Raw genomic sequence first — 21,566 nt, 5'->3', positions numbered from 1 at the left:
AAAGAAAAGGTAGACATCATGTTTGTAGCAATTGGCTGGATCGTCGTGCTCGGATCGGTGATCGGGAGCTTCGTGGGCGTGGGGGGACACCTGCCCGCGCTCGTTCAACCATTCGAACTCCTGTGCATTTTCGGCGCGGCGCTGGGCGCGTTCGTGGTGAGCAACCCCACCGCCACGCTCGGCAAGACGCTCAAGGCGCTACCCACTTGCTTCAAGGGCGGCGGCTACACGAAGGCGCAATACCTGGAGCTGATCGCCCTCCTCTACGAGCTGCTGCAAAAGGCGCGCAAGGAAGGCATGATGGCGCTCGAAGCCGACATCGAAGCGCCCGAGAACAGCCCGATTTTCCAGAAGTACGCACGCGTGCTCGACGACCATCATCTGCTCGACTTCATCGTCGACTATCTGCGCATGATGTCGAGCGGCAACGTAAATCCCATGGAAATGCAGGACCTCATGGACGAAGAACTCGACACGCATCACTCGGAGGTGTCGATTGCGCCCAACGCGATCCAGAAGATGGCCGACGGCCTGCCCGCCTTCGGCATCGTGGCCGCCGTGATGGGCGTGGTGCATACGATGGGCTCGGTCGGCAAGCCGCCGGCCGTGCTCGGCGAGATGATCGCGGGCGCGCTCGTGGGCACGTTCCTCGGCATTCTGCTCGCCTATGGCTTCGTCGGTCCGATCGCCGACCTGCTCAACGCCAAGGGCCGCGCCGCCAGCAAGCCGTTTCAGTGCGTGAAGGCCGTGCTGCTCGCGTCGCTCGCCGGCTACGCGCCGCCCGTGGCCGTGGAATTCGGCCGCAAGGTGCTGTTCACCGCCGACCGCCCGAGCTTCCAGGAGCTCGACGAAGCGGTGCGCGCCACCAGGACGCCGAAGGCCGCTTAGGAGTCCAGAGATGGCCGAACGTACTCCAGGCTCGCGCGCCGCGCGCGACACCGAGAGCAGCAAGACCACGCTGGTGGTGCGCCGCGTGAAGAAAGGCGGCCACGAGGGTCACCATGGCGGCGCATGGAAGATCGCCTACGCCGACTTCGTGACCGCGATGATGGCGTTTTTCCTCTTGATGTGGCTGCTTGGGTCGACGTCGCAGTACGACCGCGACGGCATCGAGAAGTATTTCAACACGCCGCTTTCGGCCATGCTCGGCAGCAAGCCCGACGCCGCGAACCCCAACCCGAGCGTGGTGCAAGGCGGCGGCCGTGACCTGTCGAGCAAGACGCCGGCCGTGGGCGGCTCGAACGCGCAGCCCACGCTGTCGCACGCCGTACCCGTGGAAGCGGTCGACAGGTCGCGCCTTTCGCAGCTCAAGGAAAAACTCTCGGCGCTCATCGAGCGCAGGCCGGAGCTGCGCGCGTACCGCGACCAGATCCGCATGTCGATCACGGACGAAGGCCTGCGCATCGAGCTGGTCGATTCGCTCAAACGCCCCATGTTCGCGACCGGCAGCGCCAGGCTCGAGGACTACGCGTACGAGATCCTCGTGCAGATCGGCAGCGCGCTGAACGACGTGGACAGCGGCGTGTCGATCGCGGGGCACACCGACTCGGTGCCCTACTCGGGCGGCCTCGCCGGCTACTCGGACTGGGAGCTTTCGAGCGAGCGCGCCAACGCCGCGCGCCGCGCGCTGGTGGCCGGCCACCTGAGCGAGGAGAAACTGCTCCAGGTACGCGGCCTCGCGGACGTCCTGCCGCTCGACCACGACACGGCGGACAGCCCGCTGAACCGGCGCATCAGCATTCTGGTGATGAACAAGGCCGCCGAACGCGCGTTCTTCGAGCAGGCCAAACGCTACGACGTGGACACCCCGCAAAAGGCGGCCGCGCCGGCTTCGTAAGGCATCGACGGCGCGTACCCGAGTGGGTCTCCAGAGCGGGTCTCCAGACAGGCAGGAACGCCCCCGATGCGCCTCGCGCCGGCGCATCGAATCGAGGGGCGGGACCGCGGTACGCCGCTTGCTGTATCTCGCGACAGGCGGCCAGAACCGCCGCGGCATCGCCTGCCGCCTGATACGGGAATCGTCGGGAGTCTGGCCGGACTCAACATTGTTCCCTTCATATCTGGAGACCAGCATGCCCACCTTCATTCCTCCGCCCATGCCAACCGGCAATGGCGTGCGCATCGTCGGCAAGGGCCGCGTGAGCGCCGCGGGGCCGGGCCCCGACGTGATGGCCGCCAGCACGCTCGACAGCGACCGCGTGCTGAGCTCGGACGGCCAGGAAGTCGGCAAGATCAAGGAGATCATGCTCGACGTGCAGAGCGGCCGCGTAGCCTACGTGGTGATGTCGAGCGGCGGCTTTCTCGGCATCGGCGACAAGCTGCTCGCCATCCCCTGGAGCGCGCTCATGCTCGACACGAGCCGCAAGTGCTTCCTGCTCAACGTCTCGTCCGAGCGCGTGAAGGAAGCGCCGGGCTTCGACCGGGACAGCTGGCCCTCCATGGCCGACGCGAGCTGGGGCAGCACGCTGCACGCGTACTACGGCGCCGAGCCTTACTGGGCCGCGGTCGAGCCGGTGACGCCGCGTCACTGAGCGTAGTCGTCCAGCACACGGCTCCGAGCGGGTAAGCTGGCGTTCGGAGCCGCGCATCGCATCGAGCGCGCCGGCGTTCAGCGCGGCGTGGTCCCGGTGTTCGCGGCGATTGGCGGTGCCTCGCGGGGCTCGGCCGCCTCCAGCGCCCACGTGTTCACCGTGCGCCGCATCGGGCAGGCAATCACCGTGGCCACGCGGCTCGCCTGCGACGCCTCCGGCACGCTCCAGCCGTCCTCCGCCAGCGCCCGCACGCGCTGCCTGAACGCTATCTGCAAGGCATCCGACTTCACCGACACCTCGTTCTGCCAACTCTCCGGGACGCGAATCGGCCGGATGCGCCGCAGCACAGCGTGGTCTTCCTCGAAAACGCGCAGATTGCGCGCGCGAAAGCGTCCATCGAACAGCGGATTGCGCAGGAAACTGCGGCCCATCATGAAGGGGGCACGGCTGATCGAATCGGCTCATTGGACCAGATTTTGGTTCCCGATGGCGACAGGCGCACAATACGCGCTGTTACAGCACGACGTCGATGTCACTGCGATCAGAGAACACGAGGCAACACCAGGTAACGCCTGGCAACCCTACAGGTAACCCCGAACCATGACCCAGTTCTTCAGCGAAGCCGCCTCCGCCGAGGCCGTCAATGCGCGTATCGGCGAAAACGCCGACGAGCGTCTGCGCGAGGTGATGAGCGCGCTCGTGCGCCATCTGCACGCATTCGCGAAAGAAGTGCAGCTCACGCAGCCGGAATGGGAAACCGCCATCGACTTCCTCACTACGGCGGGCCAGCTCTGCAGCGCCGAGCGCCAGGAGTTCATCCTGCTCTCGGACACACTAGGGTTTTCCATGCTCGTGGACGCCATCAACAACCGCCGCCCGGACGCAGCCACCGAAAACACCGTGTTCGGCCCGTTCCACGTGGCCGGCGCGCCCGAGCGCGAGATGGGCGCGTGCATCACCGCCGACGGCAAGGGCGAGCGCTGCCTGTTCGAAGGCCGCGTGCTCGATCTCGAAGGCCGTCCGGTGGAGGGCGCGCGCATCGACGTGTGGTCCGACAACGCCGACGGCTACTACGACGTGCAGCAGCCCGGCGTGCAGCCCAGGTGGAACAACCGTGGCATCTTCACGACCAGCGCGGACGGCGCCTATCGCTTCGTCGGCATCAAGCCGGTCTCGTACCCGATCCCACACGACGGCCCGGTGGGCAAGATGCTCGCAAACCTCGGCCGCCACCCGTACCGTCCCGCGCACATGCATTTCCTCATCACCGCGCCGGGCTTCCAGAAGGTCGTCACGCATACCTTCGTGGGCGACGATCCCTACCTGCAGTCGGACGCTGTGTTCGGCGTGAAAGCATCGCTCGTCGCGCCGTACGAGCGGGTGGCAGACAGCGCCACGCCCTGGCGCTCCACGTTCGACTTCGTGCTCATGCCGCTCGCGGCGACCGCCTGATCCGGCAATGCGGCGAACTGGACGCGATATCGCGCCTTGCTCGCCGCATTGTCCGCCGCTCCCGGGTCATAGACTGGTCTCGCAGTCGAACGAACAACCGGGAACACCTTTGGGGGCGGCGATGCGGGTCACGAACTGGATTCTGGTGCTGGAATGCGCGTATATGGAGTTTTCCAGCTGGCGCGGCAAGAACGTGTATCGCCGTACCGTGGCATACGACAGCGTGGTGTGGTGCTAACCCCTTCCGCAACCCGCTAGCCATCGACGCAACGGCATTCCTCTACTACAGTTGAAGACTTTACCGTCATCGCTGCTGGAATCGAGGATTCGAATATGCTGTTCCCCGCCGTTGCCACCGCCGCCCTGCTGATCGTCGTGTATGTCCACGCGAACATTCCGCGCTTCACCGAGCGCGGCCCGAAGCGCCTCATCGCCCACGCCACGCTGTTGCTGGCCGGCCTGTGCTTCGGCGTGGTCGGCGCGATGATGTCCGGCACGATCGCGCCGCCGTGGGCGGTGATTGCGTGTGGCATGGGCGTCGTGCATTTGCCGGCGCTCTGCGTGCTCGTGCTCAAGCGCCTGAGGCATTCGGGGCGCAGCTAAAATGCCGTGCCCAGGCGCCTCACTGGCACTGCAACACGACGACGCCATCCATGCCCTGCTCGTTCGTCAACGTGGCCGAGTGACCAACGGCAACCAGCGGCTTCGTCGCGTCGTGCCCCACCACAACCGACTGAACGGACAACCGCCCGGTCGTCGAAATGCCATCAACGGCGACTGAGAGTTCGTCAGCGCATACTGGGTAGCTCCGCGGCGCACTGAGGCGCTTGCAATTTTCCCCGATTGACTGGGGAAAACCACCATTGCGCAAGAGGTCCAGCGGGCTCCCGCGCCGACCTTCAGTTCCCTCGCCCAGCGCCGTAAACATGTTCAGTGCTTTGCCGTCTCACGCGCAAAGCACGATCGTTTTTCTGCTACGTAGCCCCTCGCGTTCTGGAGCCCTCTTCGTGTTTGCACGACTCTCTATCTCTGTCCGTCTGCGCATCGCGGTCGGAGTGCTGGCCTTGCTGATCGTGGCAGCCGGCGTTTCCGGCCTTGCGGGCATGTCGCGCACCAATACGGCGCTCGGCTATGCCTATTCGAACCAGTTGGTCGCCGCCATCAACATCGGCAAGGCCAACCTGAATCTGACGATCGCGCGCACGACGCTCGACCGCATCCTCCTGCACCCCGACGCGCCCGACATTCAGCCGTTGCTCGACAAGGCGCAGAACTATGTCGACACCTCGAACAAGGCCTGGGAGGTCTACCGCTCGCTGCCGCACGCTCCTGAAGAGCAGGCGCTCGCCGACGGCGTTCAAGCCGCCCTCACCGGCATGCTGGAGCAAGGCATCCAGCCGCTCATGGCCGCGATCAAGCAAGGCGACCGCCAGGCTCAGGATGACATCGCGATGAAGCAGATTCCGCCGCTCTCGGTCGCGCTCACCAAGGCCTCGACCGCGCTCGAGGCATGGCAGAAGGCGCACGGCGAGCAGGCGTTCGACCGCGCGCAGGACCGCTATTCATGGCTGCGGGCCGGCAGCTTCGCGCTGATCGTGCTCGGACTCGCGGTGGCGGGCGTATGCGCCGCGGGACTGCACCGTGCGATCGCCGCGCCGCTCGAGAACGTGCAGGGCGCGCTCCAGCGCATCGCGGACGGCGACCTGACCGCCAACCTCGAAACGCGTTCCAGCGACGAAATGGGCCGCCTCGTGGCGAGCCTCAAGGCCATGCAGGACGCGCTCGCGCACACGGTGCGCAAGGTCAGCCACAGCTCCGAGTCCATTTCCACGGCGACGCGGCAGATCGCCGCCGGCAACGACGACCTCTCGCAGCGCACCGAAGAACAGGCGGCCTCGCTGCAGGAAACGGCCGCGAGCATGGAGCAGCTCACCGCCACGGTCAAGCAGAACGCCGAAAACGCGCGTACCGCTCAGACGCTCGCCAACAGCGCGCAGGAAGTCGCCGATCGCGGCTCGCAAGTCGTGAGCAACGCGGTGCAGACGATGGAGCGCATCGACGGCAGCTCGCAGAAGATTGCCGATATCACCGGCATCATCGAAGGCATTGCTTTCCAGACCAATATCCTCGCGCTCAACGCGGCGGTGGAAGCCGCGCGCGCGGGCGAACAGGGCCGCGGCTTCGCCGTGGTCGCGAGCGAGGTGCGCTCGCTTGCACAGCGTTCGGCGGCGGCCGCCAAAGAGATCAAGACGCTGATCGCCGAATCGGTCGAGCACGTGTCGTCGGGTTCGGAATATGTGCGCTCGGCCGGCGAGACGATGAACGAGATCGGCGAGTCCATTGGCCGCGTGACGACCATCATGCACGAGATCGCGAACGCGTCCGAAGAGCAGCGCGACGGCATCGAGCAAGTGAATCTCGCGGTCTCGCAGATGGACCAGGTCTCACAGCAGAACGCGGCGCTCGTGGAAGAAGCGGCCGCGGCCGCAATGGCGCTCAGCGAGCAGGCCGACTCGCTGCGCGACGCCGTCGGGGCGTTCAGGCTCGCGCACTGAGCCGTTTGCGGCTCAGCTTGCGCAGGCCAACGCAGGCATCCGGCGGGACGCGTCGAAGTCCCGGGCCTTCATGGCAGCCGCAGCGCAGCCACGCTTGTCCAGCCGCTCGGCCAGCAGCCAGCTAAACACGTCCAGCGCGGTCCTGCCGTGCGTCGCAATGAATTCGCGCATCACTTCCTGCACGGCACCTTCCTGTGTCGCCGTCGACAGCATGCTGGAAATATGCGACGCGCCACGCGCGAGTTCGAGCGAATATGCCGCTTCGTAGTAGTACAGGCCGCCTTGACGCGGCTTTTTGTGGGCCTTTTTCATGTTTCCCCCGTTTGCCCGTATCTGGCAGGCGCCTGCATCTTTGCAGGCGGCGCATGACGCGGCAATGAATCGGCAGTGCCTGGGGCCAAATCTGTCGCTATGTCTCAAATACTTGTTGTTTTGTCTCACATGCGGCTTGCACGACCCACGTGTTTCATGCTCAACGCATCAAGGCCATCCAGTAGCGCCAGTCGTCCGCCCCGGACTCTTTCGCCAGTTCGGTCTCGCCATTGAGCGCCAGCATGCGTACCGCGCGCGGCGAGAGACCAATCGAACGGCGAAACGCGCGCGTGAAATTCGCGGCGTCGGTGAATCCGTGTGCGGCGGCAATGTCGGCAATCGACATGCCGCGTCGCGCCGGGTCGGCGAGCATCTCGCGGCAGCGCCGCAAGCGGCGCTCGCGCACATAAGTCGCGAAACCGCCCTCCTGTTCGAATAGCCGGTAAAGCGTGGCGCGCGACATGTCGAATGCACGCGTTACGAATTCCGCGTTCAGTTGCGGATCGGTCAGGCGCTTCTCCACATAGCGGCAGATCGATACGAACACACATTCCTGAACAGCCGGCCAGTGTTCCGGGCTCACGCTCGCGTTGAGCGCGCTGGCCGCAAGTTGAAGCGTGGCGGGCATGACGGCCTGGGCGTGGGTGAGCGTCAATTGCGGGGCATGTCGGTAAAGCGCACCCAGATGCTCGCGCAGCAGCGCGACCGTGGGATCGGTGCCGCGAATCACACGCATGCTCTGCTGGTCGGGAGCAGTCAGCAAAGGGGCGAGCAAGCGCCGCGGCACCGCCAGGTTAAGGAATTCGCTCTGCGTGGTGTCGGTCGCGAGCGGTTGGGCCGCGTCCACGATGAACATGTCGCCCGGCTGCGTACACGCTTCCGGGCCGCCGTCGCGCGCCCGGCAGTGGCCACCTAGATAGAACTGCAGAACATATTGATCGTGACCGTCACGGCCGATCTTCGCGTTCGAGCGGTCGTAGCGCTGCGCGCCCGTGCGTATCGAGCCCAGCACCACGTCGCCGACCAGATAGCCGCTCACGCTGGTGCCGAATCCCGCGTCGCGCGATTCTGCGGTCTGCGTGTCGAAAATCACGCTCACTGCCTCGCGCCACGCGGAAAACTGCTGGTCGCGAGGCAGCACGCTGGTATCGAACGTGGAATGAGGCAGGGAATTCGGCGTTGGGCTCATAGGCCACCTTGGTATGCGTAATGACTACGGGATGGGCAACCTCCACTCGACTACTGGGCTATCGGTTACGCGCGCAAATTCTTTAGAGCAGGCGGCGCAAGGAAAAACGAGTAAGGGGAATCCGCCTTGCTGCGCGCTGGACGGGCGGCCATTCGATGCCCCGGAAAGGCTGAAATGCACAACGCGCGGCGCCGTCTTCGACAAAGAGGAGGAAGGTCCGATGAGCCCGCTTCATTGCATCGGCTACCCGTGCTGCTGCGGACTGTTACAAGGTGTATTCAAGTTCACGAAGTGAATACCGCCCCAGCAAGGGCCGTTGCCTCTGCCAGGAAGCCAACACAGATCCCTCCTTTTATCGAATCTTGATAACGACCTTACCCTTAGCACGTCCGGTTTCAACATAAGCCAAAGCCTCTCGCGTTGACTCGAACGGGAATATACGATCGATCACAGGCTTTATCGCAGCAGAGTCGAAGAGCCCGGCTATCTGGGTTAGCTGATCTCCGTCGGCACGCATAAAGAGGAATGAATAGTCGACATTCCGACGTCTTGCCGCCTTTCGGATGCGATAGCTTAGAAGGTGCATCGCCGCTCTCAGGAACCAGGCGGCACCCATCTGCCTGGCAAATTCAGGATCGGGCGGACCGGCGATTCCGATCAGCTTGCCACCCGACTTGAGCACTTGCAATGATTTTTCGAGGGTCTTTCCGCCCTGCGTATCCAGCACTACGTCATAGTCTTTCAATACAGCGGCAAAGTCGTCCTTCCTGTAATCGATGACGATGTCCGCACCGAGCTGCTTCATCAATCCCGCATTCGCGGCGCTCGCTGTCGTCGCGACGGTTGCGCCCAGATGCTTCGCCAGTTGAATGGCGAAGGTGCCGACACCGCCCGAGCCAGCGTGTATGAGCACCTTCTGCCCTTTCTTCAGTTGTGCTCGTTCGACCAGCGCCTGCCACGCAGTCAGGCCCACCAACGGGATCGAAGCCGCTTCTTCCATACTTAGCGCTTTGGGCTTGAGCGCCACGGCGTCTTCCGTGATCGCGATGAATTCCGCGAAAGTGCCGATCCGGTCTTTGGGCGCTCGCGCATACACCTCATCGCCCGGTTTCAATCGCCTCACGTGTGATCCGACGCGGACAATGGTCCCAGCGAGGTCGTTGCCCAGAATCAGCGGCAAGCGGTAGGGCAAAATAAGCTTGAACTCTCCGTCCCTGATCTTCGAATCAAGCGGGTTCACGCCAGCGGCGTGAATCTGGATGAGTACGTCGTCCTCACGCAGTTCCGGATCCGGCATTTCGCCGGCTCGTATGCCATTCTCGCGTCCATATCGATCGACGACGAATGCCTTCATCATGGTTCGTTGTTCCTTGCCAGTTTCTTGTTGCGTGAATCATCTACGCTGTGAGCCGCAGGTCCTTGCGAATGCCGGCGTCCACCAGGCCCACAGGGGCAAATCTGCGTAGCAATCTGAGACGGCCGGCGAGTCCGCCCGCCGCATAGCGGAGTTTCGGGCGCGCCGCGAGAGCGGGCCCGCAATACGGTTTCGGCCACAACCTCAGGACCGTCAGCGCTTTCGACTACCTCCTTCACTCGCCGATCGTGCGCGCCTGGTCGTTGGATCAAAAATATGATAATCGTCATATTTTTGATCCAACGAAAGCCGATACCGGGCACACGGATTACTCATCAGCGGGTGCGAATGTATTCAGTGCGGCTTCGAGAAGACTATCCGACAGTTTGGGGTCGTCGACGGCGCGCGCCAGCACCATGGTGCCGACCATGGTAGCAACAGTCAGAAGTGCCTGCTCATGCGCGCCCGGCTGCCCCCAGTCGGGCAATTGGCGCGCGACGACATCGATCATCTCCTTGATGCGGCGGGTGGCCGCGCGACGCACGACTGGCGCCTGACGCGGCATCTCCGAGCCAAGGGCAGAGACCGGGCAGCCCGTTTCTATGGCGTCACGGTGCTCCTTCGACAGATAGGCGCGCACCATCGACGGCAATGCCTGCTCCTGCGGCACGGAGGCGGCGATTTGCTCCGACAATGCCACGGCCTCGGCACCGGCGCGGTCGGCCGCTTCCGCAAGCAGCACTTCCCGCGATGGAAAGTGCGCGTAGAAGCCGCCATGTGTCAGGCCAGCCTCCTTCATGATGTCGGCCACTCCCGTCCCGTCGTAGCCACTGCGTCGAATCGCGCGGGCGGCAACCTCGACGATGCGCTCGTGCGTGATTTCCTTGCGGCTGGCCGGTTTTCGATTGGATGACGGTTTCTGCATGATGGTCATCATATACCACTTTCAGCGCAATTTGCTGCACGAAGCAATCTCGGTTGGGATCACCCGAACGTTCGTTCTGGCACCGACGACCTCGCATCGGCTCGAGCATCTAGCGCGGGACGTCACCGGATGCGCCGTCAAAGCGCACGCGCGCGGCATGGATGTCGGGATAACGACGATCGGCCCAATCGATGAGGGCCGCCATCGGGTCCAACAGGGACTGGCCTAGCGGAGCCAGACGATATTCCACGCTGGGTGGGCTGGTGGGAAAAACATGGCGGGTGATGAGTCCGTCGCGCTCCAGATCGCGCAGTGTCTGGGTAAGCATGCGCTTGGAAATGTCAGGGATGGCCCGGTGAAGCTCACTGAAGCGCCGCGATCGCGTCGCCAGCTCCATGATCATGAGCATGCTCCATTTGTCGCCGATGCGGTCGAGCACGTCGCGAATCGCGCAGTGTGCAGGCTGGGCGGCGCCCAGTTCACGTTGATAACGGCTGAATCTCTCGATCGCCTTCTGGACAGTGCTCATTCGGGTTCCCCTAAACTCCTCTGGTAACAAAAAACTGCCTCCTTCCGGCGCGAGGCATTGGTCTCTATGATAGACCTACCCTCAAACAAAGACTGCTCCACAGGGAGCTCGAATGTCAAACCCCGTTCCCGGCCGCCTTCCGTAGCTGACTCCGGCGGGCATCTGGGCCGGCGCGTTGAGTCGCAGGCGGAAGCCGAAGATTCCACCATTACCGCATCCAGCAGTAGCCGCAGAAGTGTTGGCATTTAAGGGCAATTTTAATTTCAGGAGAACTACATGATTTTGGTAATGGGCATTACCGGACGCGTAGGTGGCGCAACGGCCCAACATCTATTGGCGCAAGGCCGGCAAGTACGGGCGCTGGTCCGCAATCGCGAGAAGGCGGCGAATTGGGCGGATCGGGGCGTGGAACTCGTCGACGGCGACTGGAATGATGCGGCCACCGTGGAGAGGGCGCTCGATGGAGTCGACGGCGCATTTGTCATGTTGCCGGCTGTCTGGGCACCCTCGCCTGATTTCAGGGAAGCAAAGGGCGTGATCGCGAACTACGTCGAGGCGCTGACCAGAGCAGCGCCGCCGCGGGTGGTCGTGCTCTCGTCGATGGGGGCGAACAGAACCAGCGGCCTGGGAATGATCACGGCCCTGTCGCTTCTCGAGCAAGGACTACGCGATCTGACGTTGCCGATCGCCTATGTGCGAGCCGGCGGGTTTTTCGAAAACTTCCTTTACGGCCTGCACGTCGCCCAGAGCGGCACGCTACCTGTCTACTACAACCCGACGAGTCGGAAGTCGACCATGGTCGCGACCGACGATATCGGCGCCGAAGTGGCGGCGCTGCTGACCGGGCAGCCGTGGTCCGGGCATCGCGTCGTCGAGCTTGGCTCGATGGTCAGCGCGGACGAAGTCGCGGCCCAACTGGGCGAAATCTTGCAGCGCGACGTCAAGGCCCTTTCCATCCCGCGTGCCGGCTGGCCAGCAGCGTTCGAACAGTTCGGCGTCCCGAGGGGACAGACCGGGCCCGCCGAAGCGATGTTCGACGCCGTCAACGCGGGCTGGATGGATCTCGGCGTCGCGGGTACGGAGCACATCGCGGGCACGACGTCTCCTCGCGATGTCTTTGCGGCGGCCTACAAGGCCAATACGGCATGAACTCGGCATGAACAACGGAGACCGGCCGTCTCGTCGAACGGGCGGCCGCACTAGTCCTCGGCTGTGCACCCAACAGAGAAGGTAGAACGAATGTCCAAGATTTCCTGGCGCCAGGTATTACCTTTGGTTCTTGCCGCTTTTTTCGTCGTCGGATCGCTCAGCAACATCGTCGCCCCGCGATCCATCTTTGAGGAGTACCTGAAGTGGGGATATCCGCAGTGGTTCCATTTCGTAACCGGTTCGCTGGAACTCATGACTGCCCTTCTGCTCGCGCGACCACGGACGCGGCTGTGGGGCTCGGCGCTCGGCTGCACCGTAATGTTGGCCGCGCTGGCAACCGTCGCAGTGCACGGCGAATTCGGACACGGGGTGGCGCCGCTTGTCGCGGCGACACTATCGATTGTTGTGGGCTGGATTGCCTGGCGCGAGCGGCTCACTACCGGTTCTTTGGCTCGGGCCTAAACCAGCAGGAGCAGGAGGATTCGCTCGAAGCTTCCCACATGACGTCTATCTGAGGCGTTTAACGGCAACATCACTCAATGCGCATTAGGTGGATCAGAACCAGACTCATCGCCGCCAACACCAGTATCGAAAGAATCACCGCCGACGTGACGCGCGGACCTGCCTTTGCGACGGTACGCAGATCGGTACCTACACCCAAAGCAGCCATTGAAACAACCGTGAGCGCGCTGCCTAGCTCGCTCGCCGGCTGCAAAAGCGGCATGGGAATCATCTCCGTCGCTCGAGCCGCGCACAGGAGAACGAAGCCGACGATAAACCATGGCACCAGCTTCGTCAGACGAACCTTGCCGGGCAGCATCGTCGTACCGTCACCCGGCTCCGGCGTACCTGGGTTCGCAGCACGTACAGGCAGAAGCGTGGACAGGAGCAGCATCACCGGTCCGAGCATGAGCACACGCACCAGTTTAACCAGCGTGCCAATATGCACACTGACGGGTGAAACAGGTATGGTCGCTGCAAGCACCTGTGGCACCGCATAGACGGTCATACCTGCCAATGTCCCATACTGCACGGCGTTCAGATGAAGACCCGCGGATAGCAGCGGCAAGCCAAGCACAACCGCAACGCCAAGCACCGCGGTGAAGGCGATCGATGCAGTGACATCGTCGCGGCTGGCGCCGATCACGGGCGCAACCGCTGCGATGGCTGAATTTCCGCAGATCGAATTTCCGCACGCGATCAGGACCGCCATGCGCCGCGGCAACTTCAGTGCGCGTCCTGTTCCGTAACTCGCCAGGATGGCCGCGATGACGATCACAACGATGCCCGACAGCAGCTTGAGGCCGGTCGCCTGCAATGCGGCGGCGCTAAATGATACGCCGAGCAGCACGACGGAGATTTCCAGCAAGGCTTTGGCGCTGAACGTAATCCCGCTTGTCCAACGCTCACCCGGCGTCCATATCATACGGACCAGCGCGCCAACGAGGATCGCGAGCACGAGCGATTCAAGCCACACATGACCAAATAGACGCGCTTGCAGCGTTTGCAGCAGCCATGCGATCAGGCATACGCCGGCACAGAGCGCAACACCGGGAATCAGTCCAATAAGGTAACAGGGCCCAACCGCATACTTGCTACGGGATGTTCGGCGATTCGGCGAAAGAGACGACATTTCGACACCAGTCGGTTAAACGGAGTGACTAGGCTATGCGTCGTTCGGTGTGGTGAAAAATACAAAATAGGCAGCTGTTGCCTGACTTTGAGTTATGCCACCTCATTTCCAGGTTCTGGCAGCCCCCTGCAGGCTGATCACGGCGATCGTTTCCCACAGGAAACGGTGTTGCACTTGCGGCATCCTTTAATGGCGGATGAAACGGCGCTACCATCGTGGCCGTCTCGTGGGAAATCGTGGGTCGCCGGATTTCGGACCATGAATCGGCCACGGCGATTCTCGCGGGCCTTGCCAATGAATTTCACTCATCTGTTTGCTTTCTATGAAGTTGCCCGCGCCGGCAGCTTGAGCGGCGGCGCCTTGCGTCTGCGGGTAAGCCAGCCCGCCGTTAGCCGCGAGGTCAAGGAACTGGAAGATCGCCTGGGTGTCCTACTCTTCGACAGGCTGCCCCGAGGCGTGGCGCTCACCTATGCGGGGAAACTGCTATTCGACTACGCAGAACGGATATTCACCCTCGCCGAGGCGGCCCGATCCGAATTGAAGGAAATCGCAGGTCTTGACTCAGGGCACCTTCAAATAGGCGCGAGCGCAACACTAGGTGTCTACCTCGTGCCGAAGATGATCGCCACGTTCACGACGCGCTATCCAAAGATCAGCATCGAACTGACTGTCACCAATACACAGGAGGTCGTGCGCGGCCTCGGTAACGGCAACTACACGCTCGGTTTCATCGAGGGTCCATACGACGAAGCACGCCTGCACGCGCAATATGTTGGCTCCGACGAAATCGTACTCGCAGCCGCGCCGGGGTTGCGTCAAAGCAACGGGCAACTACTGTTGGCGCGCAATCTTGCTGAACGGAGGGTGATCCTGCGCGAACCGGGTTCGGGTACTCGCGCGGTGGTCGAGTCCGCGTATCAGCGCGCCGGGTTCGAGATGGTACCTTCCATGTCGGTGAGCGATACGGAGGCCATCAAGCGCATGCTTGTTTCGCAACCGAGCATGGCCTACCTGTCCTCACTCAGTATCGAGACGGAAATCGCCCGTGGCGAAATCCGCACCCTGGAGGTGGCTGACATGCGAATAGAACGCGCGCTGCATCTGGTCTGGCTCAAGAGGCGTTCGCTTTCACCATGCGCTCGGGCCTTCTTCGAACTAGCCCTTGAGCATACCGCGCATGCGGGCGGTCCTTTTCCCATCGCGGGGGCTCATGTTTGCGACGCTCCGGCAATGCAGAGCGACCAAGCCCGGCTAGCCCCCCGCGGCCATCCCTGACTTGGCTATGCGTGCGACTCGACCGCCCTCCCCGCTTTGAAACTGTTGAACGATCATATCGACGACGACACGCACGCGTGCCGTCCGGTGAAAATCGGCATGCATGCCGAGCCAGACATCGTAGGCACTTTCCACATCGGGCAGCACGCGCACAAGATCAGGAATGGCATCACCGATATAGGTCGGCAATTCTCCGATGCCCAGCGCGCCTTGCAAGGAGGCGACGAGCGCGAGAATCGAGTTCACCTGTACGCCCGGCACCCGCAGGCTGGTTCTCAACGCTTGCAGCGGCGGGAACCAGCGGATCCCGTCGCCCGCGACAAGCGCGACGAACTCGTGCGCAACGAGATCGCCAATATCACGCGGCGTCGGGAAGTTCGCAAGGTACGCCGGACTCGCGTACAGCGCGGTCGTCAGACCGGGAAGACGACGCACGATAGCGGACGCCTGCTCCGGTCGTACGTTGCGCGCGACGATATCGTTCTCGCGTTGTGCGAGCCGGGAAAACGCTGAAGCGATATCCACCTCGATGCGAATCTCCGGGTACTTGCGACGCACCGATGCAATGGCCGGTATGACATACCCGGTGCCCAGCACATCCGACGTGCCAACACGGACCACACCGCGCGGCGACATATCTGCACCACCCGCGCGCCGCTCGAGTTCCAGCGCACTGCGCTCCATCTGCGTCGCGACGTCGACCAGTGCTTCGGCCGTGTCTGTCGGCAAATAGCCGCGGGGCGTGCGCAGAAACAGCCTGGCCTTCAGTTCATGCTCCAGCGCGGCCAGTTGACGGCTGACCGTAGGCGGATTGCTGTTCAATTCGCGCGAAGCGCCGGCAAGCGTCCGATGCCGATAGACGGCAATGAAAAACCGTAATCTGTTCCAGTCCATAGGTTCATTTCATCAGACGAACACGTCGACCGGTCGTTTCAAGAATGGAATCCAGCATTACCGAATCGACCGTTTATGCAAGTATCGCCGGAAACTAGACTGACCGTGTTCTCGTAACGAAGAGGGAGATGATGGATCTGAAACTGTCGGGAAAAACGGCGCTCGTGCTCGGCGCGTCACGCGGGCTCGGACTGGCGAGCGCAATCGAACTGGGACGCGAGGGGGCGAACGTGATGATCGCTTCGTCGAACGGCGGCCATCATGCACACGCACTGGCGCAGCTACGCGAAGCGGGCGTGACGAACGCACATGCGATCACAGTGGACGTAAGGCGTCCAGACGACGCATCGCATGCGCTCGCCGATACCGTCGCCCAATTTGGCTCGCTCGATATTCTCGTCAACAACGCCGGAGGTCCGCCCTTCGGCTCGTTCGACACGTTTGACGACGCCGCGTGGCAAGAGGCGTTCGAGCTCAGCTTCTTGAGCATCGCGCGCTTCACACGCCTGGCGCTGCCGCATCTGCGCCGCTCCGGCGAGGGCCGCGTGATCAATATCGTCAGCTTTTCGGTGCGGCACGCAATGCAGGGATCGATTCTGTCGACGAGCATGCGCCTGGGCGTAGTCGGCCTCGCCAAGCTGCTGTCACGCGAGGCGAACGGCAATGGCATCACCGTCAACAACGTGGCACCGGGATTGATACTGACCGACCGCATCCGCGAGTCGTCGCTCAAGCAGAAACTCGCGGACGGCAGAAGCGAACAACAGGGCCTCGCGGAACTGGCCGCGGAAGTCCCCTTGCGGCGCCTCGGTCGTCCGGAGGAACTCGGCGCGCTGGTCGCGTTTCTGGCGTCTCCCCGCGCCAGCTATATCAACGGCGCAACGATCCAGGTCGACGGGGGCCTCGGCACCGGCATTCTGTGATTCGCGAGGCCGGCGCGCTTCGGCTCGCGGCGCCGCTTCGTTCACCATTTCATCAGACGAGAACCGCACTGAAAGCGGTCTAGAATGGATTCATTGTCTCAGTACGGAAACGATCGCCATGATCGACCTCAATGATCTGTATTACTTTTCGGTCGTGGTCGAGAAACGTGGCTTTTCCGCTGCGGCCGATGCAATCGGGATACCCAAGGGCACCCTTAGCAAACGCCTGCAGGCATTGGAGCAGGCGTTGGGACTGCGGCTTGCGAACCGCACGACGCGCAAGTTCTCGCTCACCGAGGCGGGCGTGGACTTCCACGCGCACTGCCTGCGCGTAATGAACGAGGTACGCGATGCCGAGCAGGCCGCACAGGCGCGCCTGACGGAGCCGGTTGGACGCGTGCGCATCACGTGTGCGGCCGGCATCGTCCGGATGGCGCTCGATAGAGTGCTGCCGCCGTTTCTCGCCGTGCATCCGAAAATCGACATCGATCTGCAGACCTCCAGCCGCTATGTCGACATCGTTGAAGAAGGGTATGACATTGCGCTGCGCAGCCATACGGAGCCGCTGCAAAGTTCGTCGCTGATCGCGCGGCCCGTTGGGCAAACGCGCGTAGTGCTCGTCGCGAGCCCCACGCTCTTTGCGAATGGACCGCCCTCCGAGCCGGCTGAGCTGAACGGCGCGGACGGCATGCAGCTGGCGCGTCGCGATACCGGCTGTACCTGGTTGCTGCATGCCTCGGATGGACGCACCGCGACCGTTTCCTACCACCCGAGGATTCGCTGCAACGACGCGCCGTTCGCGAAGTTCGCGGCCCAGGCGGGGCTAGGCGTCGTCGCCCTACCCTCGCCGATGTGCAAGGCCGAACTCGCAGACGGACGGCTCGTGCGCGTCCTCCCGGACTGGCACATCCCACGAGGCACGTTAAGTATCGTCTTTCCGTCGCAACGCGGCATGACGCAAGCGATGCGCGCGACCGTCGACTATCTCGCCGAAGCGTTGCCCGCCTTGATGAACGACTGACTCCCTTCGCAAACAGCCTTCATTCGAGCGCATGAAAAAGGGCGCAGGCCCGATTTCGTCCTCGTCCCGATCGTTTCCACGCGGAAACAGTTTTACTCCTCCAGCCGTCTTTTTCATTGTTTCCCTGCTGTCTACGATGACGCTCTTCAAGGAGGAGCAATCAGATGGCAAATACGTTGTCCCGTGCCGAGCGGCGTATCGCTCAACGCGCACGATCGCTGAACAGTTCGGCGATTCGCGAAATTCTCAAGCTCACCGAACGACCCGACATGATCTCGTTCGCGGGCGGCGTTCCGTCGCCCGCCTCGTTTCCGCTCGCCGCACTACGCGATGCATCCGCTCGGGCGACGCATGCTTCCAGTGCCGACATCTTCCAGTACAGCGCAACGGAAGGCTATGCGCCATTGCGCAAATGGATCGCGCGCGCGCACTCGACCAGCCAGCATCCCGTCACGCCGTCCAACGTCCTGATCACGAGCGGCTCCCAGCAGGCGTTCGACCTCATCGGCAAGGTGCTCGTCGATCCCCAAAGCGCGGTGCTCGTGGAGCGGCCGACGTATCTCGGCGCGTTGCAGTCGCTCTCGCTATACGAACCCGAATTCGTGAGCGTGCAGACGGACGACCACGGCATCGTGTCGAAAGCGCTCGAATACATCGAACCCGAGCGCGCCGCGCTGTTGTATCTGCAGCCGAACTTCCAGAATCCCACGGGGACGCGTCTGCCGTTCCAGCGTCGCAGGAAGATCGCGGAAATCGCCCGCCGCACCGGGCTCATCGTCGTCGAGGACGATCCCTATGCCGCGCTTGCGTTCGACGGCGGTCAGTTGCCGTCCATCCATTCGATGGCGCCCGACAACGTCATTTACCTGGGTTCGTTTTCAAAGGCCCTCGCGCCCGGATTGCGGGTCGGCTACATGATCGTGCCGGGCGCGCTGCAGCAAAAGTTCGTCCAGGTCAAGCAGGCGGCCGATCTGCATAGCTCGACGCTTTCGCAGCACATCGTCTACGAGACCGTGCGCGACGGATTGCTCGAATCTCACGTACCGCGACTTGCCAGTTTCTATCGTCAGCAATGCGAAGCAATGCTATCCGCACTCGACAGGCATATGCCCGAAGGCGTGCGCTGGAACGTGCCCGAAGGCGGCATGTTCGTCTGGCTCGCGCTGCCGCCCGACATCGACAGCGCGGCACTGCTCGAAGACGCGCTTGCCGTCAATGTCGCATTCGTCCCCGGCGCGCCGTTCTTTGCACGCGATCCGCTCCACCACTTTCTGCGCCTGTCCTTCGCGACCGTATCGCCGCAGCAGATCGACCGCGGCATCGAACGGCTGGCGGCGCTCATCAACGCGCACTCGCGTGCGTTTACCCCCGTTTTCGACCTGGAACTCGACCGATGACATCCCGGCTGACTCTGCTGTTGCTTGCCTCGCCCATTGTTGCCGCGCTTAGCGTGCCGTTCTACAACCGCATGACACCCACGCTCGATGGCTGGCCATTCTTCTACTGGTGGCAAACGGGCTGCGTTCTCGCGGGCGCGCTGCTGACGGGTGCAGCTTACCTGCTCGACGCGAGCGCCGTGCGCAAGTCCGCAGCGCGATCGCAAGAAGGTGCCGCATGAACGTAATGTCGATAGGTATCTTCATCGCACTTTTTGCACTGGTGAGCGTGCTGGGGATGGCGGCGGCGCGATGGCGGCGCAGCGATCTCAGCGCCATTCACGAATGGGGACTCGCCGGTCGGCGCTTCGGCACCGTCATGAGCTGGTTCCTGATCGGCGGCGACCTTTACACCGCGTACACCTTCGTCGCCGTGCCGGCGCTTGTCTTCGCTGCGGGCGCGACGGGGTTCTTCGCGGTGCCGTACACCATCATCACGTTTCCTCTCGGCTTTCTCGTCTTGCCGCGCCTGTGGCGCGTTGCGCGCAAGCATGGCCACGTGACCCTCGCCGACTACATCGAACAGCGCTTTGGCAGCCGGCCCCTTGCGCTCGCGATCGCGTTGACAGGCATTCTCGCGACCATGCCGTATATTGCGTTGCAACTGGTGGGCATTCGGGTCACGCTCGGCGCGCTCGGCCTTCCGACGCATGGCTGGCTCGGCGAAACGCCGCTTTTCGTCGCGTTCGGCGTACTCGCGGTCTATACGTGGTCGAGCGGATTACGCGCGCCGGCAATGATCGCTGTCGTCAAGGACTTGCTGATCTACGCGACGATCATCGGGGCACTGATCGTGATCCCGGCGCGGCTTGGCGGCTTCGGTCACATGTTCGCGGCGTTGCCGCCAGCGAAGCTGCTGCTGAAAGCGCCGGACGCCACGAGCCTCAACGCGTACTCGTCGTATGCAACACTCGCGCTCGGCTCGGCACTTGCGTTGCTGCTCTATCCGCATTCGATGACGGCAACACTCTCCGCATCATCCGATCGCGTGATCCGACGCAACATGGCCTTGCTGCCTGCGTATTCGCTGCTGCTCGCCTTCGTCGCACTGCTTGGTGTGATGGCGCTCGCGGCGGGTGTCGGCGCGATGCCCGAGTACGCGGATCAGTTCCGGCAATACGGCCCGAACTTCGCAGTGTTCGCACTTTTCCTGCACTACTTCCCTTCGTGGTTCGTCGGCGTCGCGTTCGCGGCGATCGGCATTGGCGCGCTGGTGCCCGCCGCGATCATGTCGATTGCCGCGGCCAATCTTTTCACGCGCAACGTGTGGCGGCCGTATTTCGCGCCGTATTGCAGCGCGGCGCGCGAGACCCGGGTAGCAAAGCAGGTCTCGCTGTTCGTCAAGTTCGGGGCGCTGGGTTTCGTGCTGTTCATGCCCGTTCAGTTTGCCATTCAGTTGCAGTTGCTCGGCGGCGTCTGGATCACGCAGACCTTGCCTGCCGTCGTGCTGGGTCTCTTCGTGCCCGCCGTGCGCGCGCGCAGTCTGATGGCGGGCTGGATATCCGGTCTGGGCACCGGCACGTGGATGGTGGCCGTGAATGGCTTCAAGACCGCTACTTACACGATTCATGTCGGCGCGCTCGCGATGCCGGTCTATGCCGCTGTGATCGCGTTGCTTGCCAACCTCATCGTCGTCCTCGCGTCGTCGGTCCTTTTCACGAAACCGCAGGAAGAAGGAGTCGAAGGTGACCTCCAGAACTGATAGCACCAACGCTGCGCTCGCGGGCATCGACATCGATACCTTGATGTCGCACCTCGCGTGCCCCACGGCCGAGACCGGCCTCGCGGTCGGCGACATGATGGAGCGCGTCAACGCCGCGTTGATCGATGCAGCGTTCACCAGACTCGATCCGCAGGCGGACGAACGCATCGTCGAGATCGGGCCAGGCAACGGCGGCCATATCCTGTCCGTGCTGACGCGTGCGCCACGGCTGACGCTCGTGGGCATCGACATATCGCCGACGATGACGACTGCGGCTCGCGAACGCAACGCCATGTTGCTGGCGCGCGGACGCGTCGCGCTGACGACGGCGGACGTCGCCAGCATTCCCTACGCAAACGCCTCATTCGACAAGGCCATCGCGATCAACAGCGTCTACTTCTGGCCGGACCTCCTGGCAGCCCTTCGGGAAATCCGCCGTGTGCTGCGCGACGAAGGACAACTGGTGATCGCGGCGATGACACCCGAAGCGGCGCTGTCGATGCCGTTCAGCCGCCACGGTTTTCGCGTTCATGGACCGACCGCTTTTCGCGAAGCCTGCTTCGAAGCCGGCTTCGATCACGTGCAGATCGAACGCTATGTCGATCACGGGTCCGCGGCGCCCGCGCCCGCCGCGCAACGCACGTTCTTTCTCGTGCGCGCTTCGTGCATGTAGTGGATCACGCTTC

Annotated in this window: 23 protein-coding genes and 1 pseudogene; 15 read left to right on the top strand and 9 right to left on the bottom strand. The window is 63.1% G+C overall.

Going from position 1 to position 21,566, the window contains the following annotated elements; all coding sequences use genetic code 11:
* Positions 1-18 precede the first annotated feature (18 nt).
* From motA to AB3X98_RS18335, 3 genes are all read left to right on the top strand, one after another.
* Positions 19-888 carry a flagellar motor stator protein MotA gene (gene motA / locus AB3X98_RS18345; RefSeq protein WP_069265888.1) on the top strand — a complete coding sequence of 290 codons (870 nt, stop codon included), beginning with the start codon at positions 19-21 and terminating at the stop codon, positions 886-888.
* 10 nt (positions 889-898) lie between these two features.
* The gene (gene motB, locus AB3X98_RS18340; RefSeq protein WP_368602421.1) at positions 899-1,837 is read left to right on the top strand and encodes a flagellar motor protein MotB; all 939 of its coding nucleotides are present in this window, start codon (positions 899-901) and stop codon (positions 1,835-1,837) included.
* Positions 1,838-2,072: 235 nt separating this feature from the next.
* Positions 2,073-2,531, top strand: coding sequence for a PRC-barrel domain-containing protein (locus tag AB3X98_RS18335; protein ID WP_256094804.1), 459 nt, complete (start codon positions 2,073-2,075; stop codon positions 2,529-2,531).
* 77 nt (positions 2,532-2,608) lie between these two features.
* On the opposite strand, the gene AB3X98_RS18330 is transcribed toward AB3X98_RS18335, so the two are convergent.
* Complete coding sequence (locus AB3X98_RS18330; RefSeq protein ID WP_368602420.1) at positions 2,609-2,965, bottom strand: hypothetical protein; 357 nt, start codon at positions 2,963-2,965, stop codon at positions 2,609-2,611.
* A gap of 166 nt (positions 2,966-3,131) precedes the next feature.
* Here AB3X98_RS18330 and AB3X98_RS18325 point away from each other — a divergent pair, with 166 nt between their 5' ends.
* The 3 genes from AB3X98_RS18325 (at position 3,132) to AB3X98_RS18315 (ending at position 6,538) form a co-directional block, all read left to right on the top strand.
* On the top strand, positions 3,132-3,983 hold the full coding sequence (locus tag AB3X98_RS18325; RefSeq protein ID WP_368602419.1) for an intradiol ring-cleavage dioxygenase: 852 nt from the start codon (positions 3,132-3,134) through the stop codon (positions 3,981-3,983).
* Between the two features lie 333 nt (positions 3,984-4,316).
* On the top strand, positions 4,317-4,586 hold the full coding sequence (locus tag AB3X98_RS18320) for a hypothetical protein (RefSeq protein ID WP_254315880.1): 270 nt from the start codon (positions 4,317-4,319) through the stop codon (positions 4,584-4,586).
* Between the two features lie 404 nt (positions 4,587-4,990).
* Positions 4,991-6,538 (top strand): methyl-accepting chemotaxis protein, encoded by a 1,548-nt coding sequence (locus AB3X98_RS18315; RefSeq protein WP_368602418.1) that lies wholly within the window; start codon positions 4,991-4,993, stop codon positions 6,536-6,538.
* A 12-nt stretch (positions 6,539-6,550) separates the two neighbouring features.
* On the opposite strand, the gene AB3X98_RS18310 is transcribed toward AB3X98_RS18315, so the two are convergent.
* From AB3X98_RS18310 to AB3X98_RS18285, 6 genes and pseudogenes are all read right to left on the bottom strand, one after another.
* Entirely contained in the window at positions 6,551-6,850 is a 300-nt protein-coding gene (locus AB3X98_RS18310; protein WP_069265882.1) for a hypothetical protein, read from the bottom strand.
* A 160-nt stretch (positions 6,851-7,010) separates the two neighbouring features.
* Complete coding sequence (locus tag AB3X98_RS18305) at positions 7,011-7,991, bottom strand: helix-turn-helix domain-containing protein (protein WP_368610295.1); 981 nt, start codon at positions 7,989-7,991, stop codon at positions 7,011-7,013.
* A gap of 400 nt (positions 7,992-8,391) precedes the next feature.
* Entirely contained in the window at positions 8,392-9,393 is a 1,002-nt protein-coding gene (locus tag AB3X98_RS18300; protein ID WP_368602596.1) for an NADP-dependent oxidoreductase, read from the bottom strand.
* A 43-nt stretch (positions 9,394-9,436) separates the two neighbouring features.
* Positions 9,437-9,641, bottom strand: a pseudogene (locus AB3X98_RS18295) (short-chain dehydrogenase/reductase); the annotation flags it as partial.
* Between the two features lie 80 nt (positions 9,642-9,721).
* Positions 9,722-10,330, bottom strand: coding sequence for a TetR/AcrR family transcriptional regulator (locus AB3X98_RS18290; protein WP_368602417.1), 609 nt, complete (start codon positions 10,328-10,330; stop codon positions 9,722-9,724).
* A 97-nt stretch (positions 10,331-10,427) separates the two neighbouring features.
* Positions 10,428-10,847, bottom strand: a complete 420-nt coding sequence (locus AB3X98_RS18285; protein WP_069265879.1) for a helix-turn-helix domain-containing protein — start codon at positions 10,845-10,847, stop codon at positions 10,428-10,430.
* Between the two features lie 276 nt (positions 10,848-11,123).
* Here AB3X98_RS18285 and AB3X98_RS18280 point away from each other — a divergent pair, with 276 nt between their 5' ends.
* Entirely contained in the window at positions 11,124-11,996 is an 873-nt protein-coding gene (locus AB3X98_RS18280) for an NmrA family NAD(P)-binding protein (RefSeq protein WP_368602416.1), read from the top strand.
* Positions 11,997-12,086: 90 nt separating this feature from the next.
* Positions 12,087-12,458, top strand: coding sequence for a DoxX family protein (locus AB3X98_RS18275; RefSeq protein WP_368602415.1), 372 nt, complete (start codon positions 12,087-12,089; stop codon positions 12,456-12,458).
* A gap of 70 nt (positions 12,459-12,528) precedes the next feature.
* On the opposite strand, the gene AB3X98_RS18270 is transcribed toward AB3X98_RS18275, so the two are convergent.
* Positions 12,529-13,629, bottom strand: coding sequence for a YeiH family protein (locus AB3X98_RS18270; RefSeq protein WP_368602414.1), 1,101 nt, complete (start codon positions 13,627-13,629; stop codon positions 12,529-12,531).
* A 294-nt stretch (positions 13,630-13,923) separates the two neighbouring features.
* On the opposite strand from AB3X98_RS18270, the gene AB3X98_RS18265 reads away from it, so the two are divergent.
* Positions 13,924-14,904: a LysR family transcriptional regulator gene (locus AB3X98_RS18265; RefSeq protein ID WP_368602413.1), complete on the top strand. Its 981-nt coding sequence runs from the start codon at positions 13,924-13,926 to the stop codon at positions 14,902-14,904.
* On the opposite strand, the gene AB3X98_RS18260 is transcribed toward AB3X98_RS18265, so the two are convergent.
* A complete protein-coding gene (locus AB3X98_RS18260; protein ID WP_368602412.1) occupies positions 14,881-15,798 on the bottom strand; it encodes a LysR family transcriptional regulator in 918 nt (305 codons plus the stop codon). The two genes, AB3X98_RS18265 and AB3X98_RS18260, sit on opposite strands and share 24 nt — an antisense overlap.
* Before the next feature lie 128 nt (positions 15,799-15,926).
* Here AB3X98_RS18260 and AB3X98_RS18255 point away from each other — a divergent pair, with 128 nt between their 5' ends.
* From AB3X98_RS18255 to AB3X98_RS18230, 6 genes are all read left to right on the top strand, one after another.
* On the top strand, positions 15,927-16,721 hold the full coding sequence (locus AB3X98_RS18255; protein WP_368602411.1) for an SDR family oxidoreductase: 795 nt from the start codon (positions 15,927-15,929) through the stop codon (positions 16,719-16,721).
* Positions 16,722-16,839: 118 nt separating this feature from the next.
* The gene (locus AB3X98_RS18250) at positions 16,840-17,742 is read left to right on the top strand and encodes a LysR substrate-binding domain-containing protein (RefSeq protein WP_069265874.1); all 903 of its coding nucleotides are present in this window, start codon (positions 16,840-16,842) and stop codon (positions 17,740-17,742) included.
* A 164-nt stretch (positions 17,743-17,906) separates the two neighbouring features.
* Complete coding sequence (locus tag AB3X98_RS18245; protein WP_368602410.1) at positions 17,907-19,139, top strand: PLP-dependent aminotransferase family protein; 1,233 nt, start codon at positions 17,907-17,909, stop codon at positions 19,137-19,139.
* Positions 19,136-19,360 (top strand): DUF3311 domain-containing protein, encoded by a 225-nt coding sequence (locus tag AB3X98_RS18240; protein ID WP_069265872.1) that lies wholly within the window; start codon positions 19,136-19,138, stop codon positions 19,358-19,360. The genes AB3X98_RS18245 and AB3X98_RS18240 overlap by 4 nt, the downstream gene beginning before the upstream one ends.
* Positions 19,357-20,880, top strand: a complete 1,524-nt coding sequence (gene mctP, locus AB3X98_RS18235) for a monocarboxylate uptake permease MctP (protein WP_368602409.1) — start codon at positions 19,357-19,359, stop codon at positions 20,878-20,880. The genes AB3X98_RS18240 and mctP overlap by 4 nt, the downstream gene beginning before the upstream one ends.
* The gene (locus AB3X98_RS18230; RefSeq protein ID WP_368602408.1) at positions 20,864-21,553 is read left to right on the top strand and encodes a class I SAM-dependent methyltransferase; all 690 of its coding nucleotides are present in this window, start codon (positions 20,864-20,866) and stop codon (positions 21,551-21,553) included. Before mctP ends, AB3X98_RS18230 begins: the two co-directional genes overlap by 17 nt.
* The last annotated feature ends 13 nt before the right edge of the window (positions 21,554-21,566 follow it).

Origin of the sequence: Paraburkholderia sp. BR14312 (assembly GCF_040948675.1) — a bacterium.
Taxonomy (GTDB): domain Bacteria; phylum Pseudomonadota; class Gammaproteobacteria; order Burkholderiales; family Burkholderiaceae; genus Paraburkholderia; species Paraburkholderia nodosa_A.
Note: the sequence above shows the minus strand (reverse complement) of the source record. Positions and strands in the feature narration are given on the sequence as shown.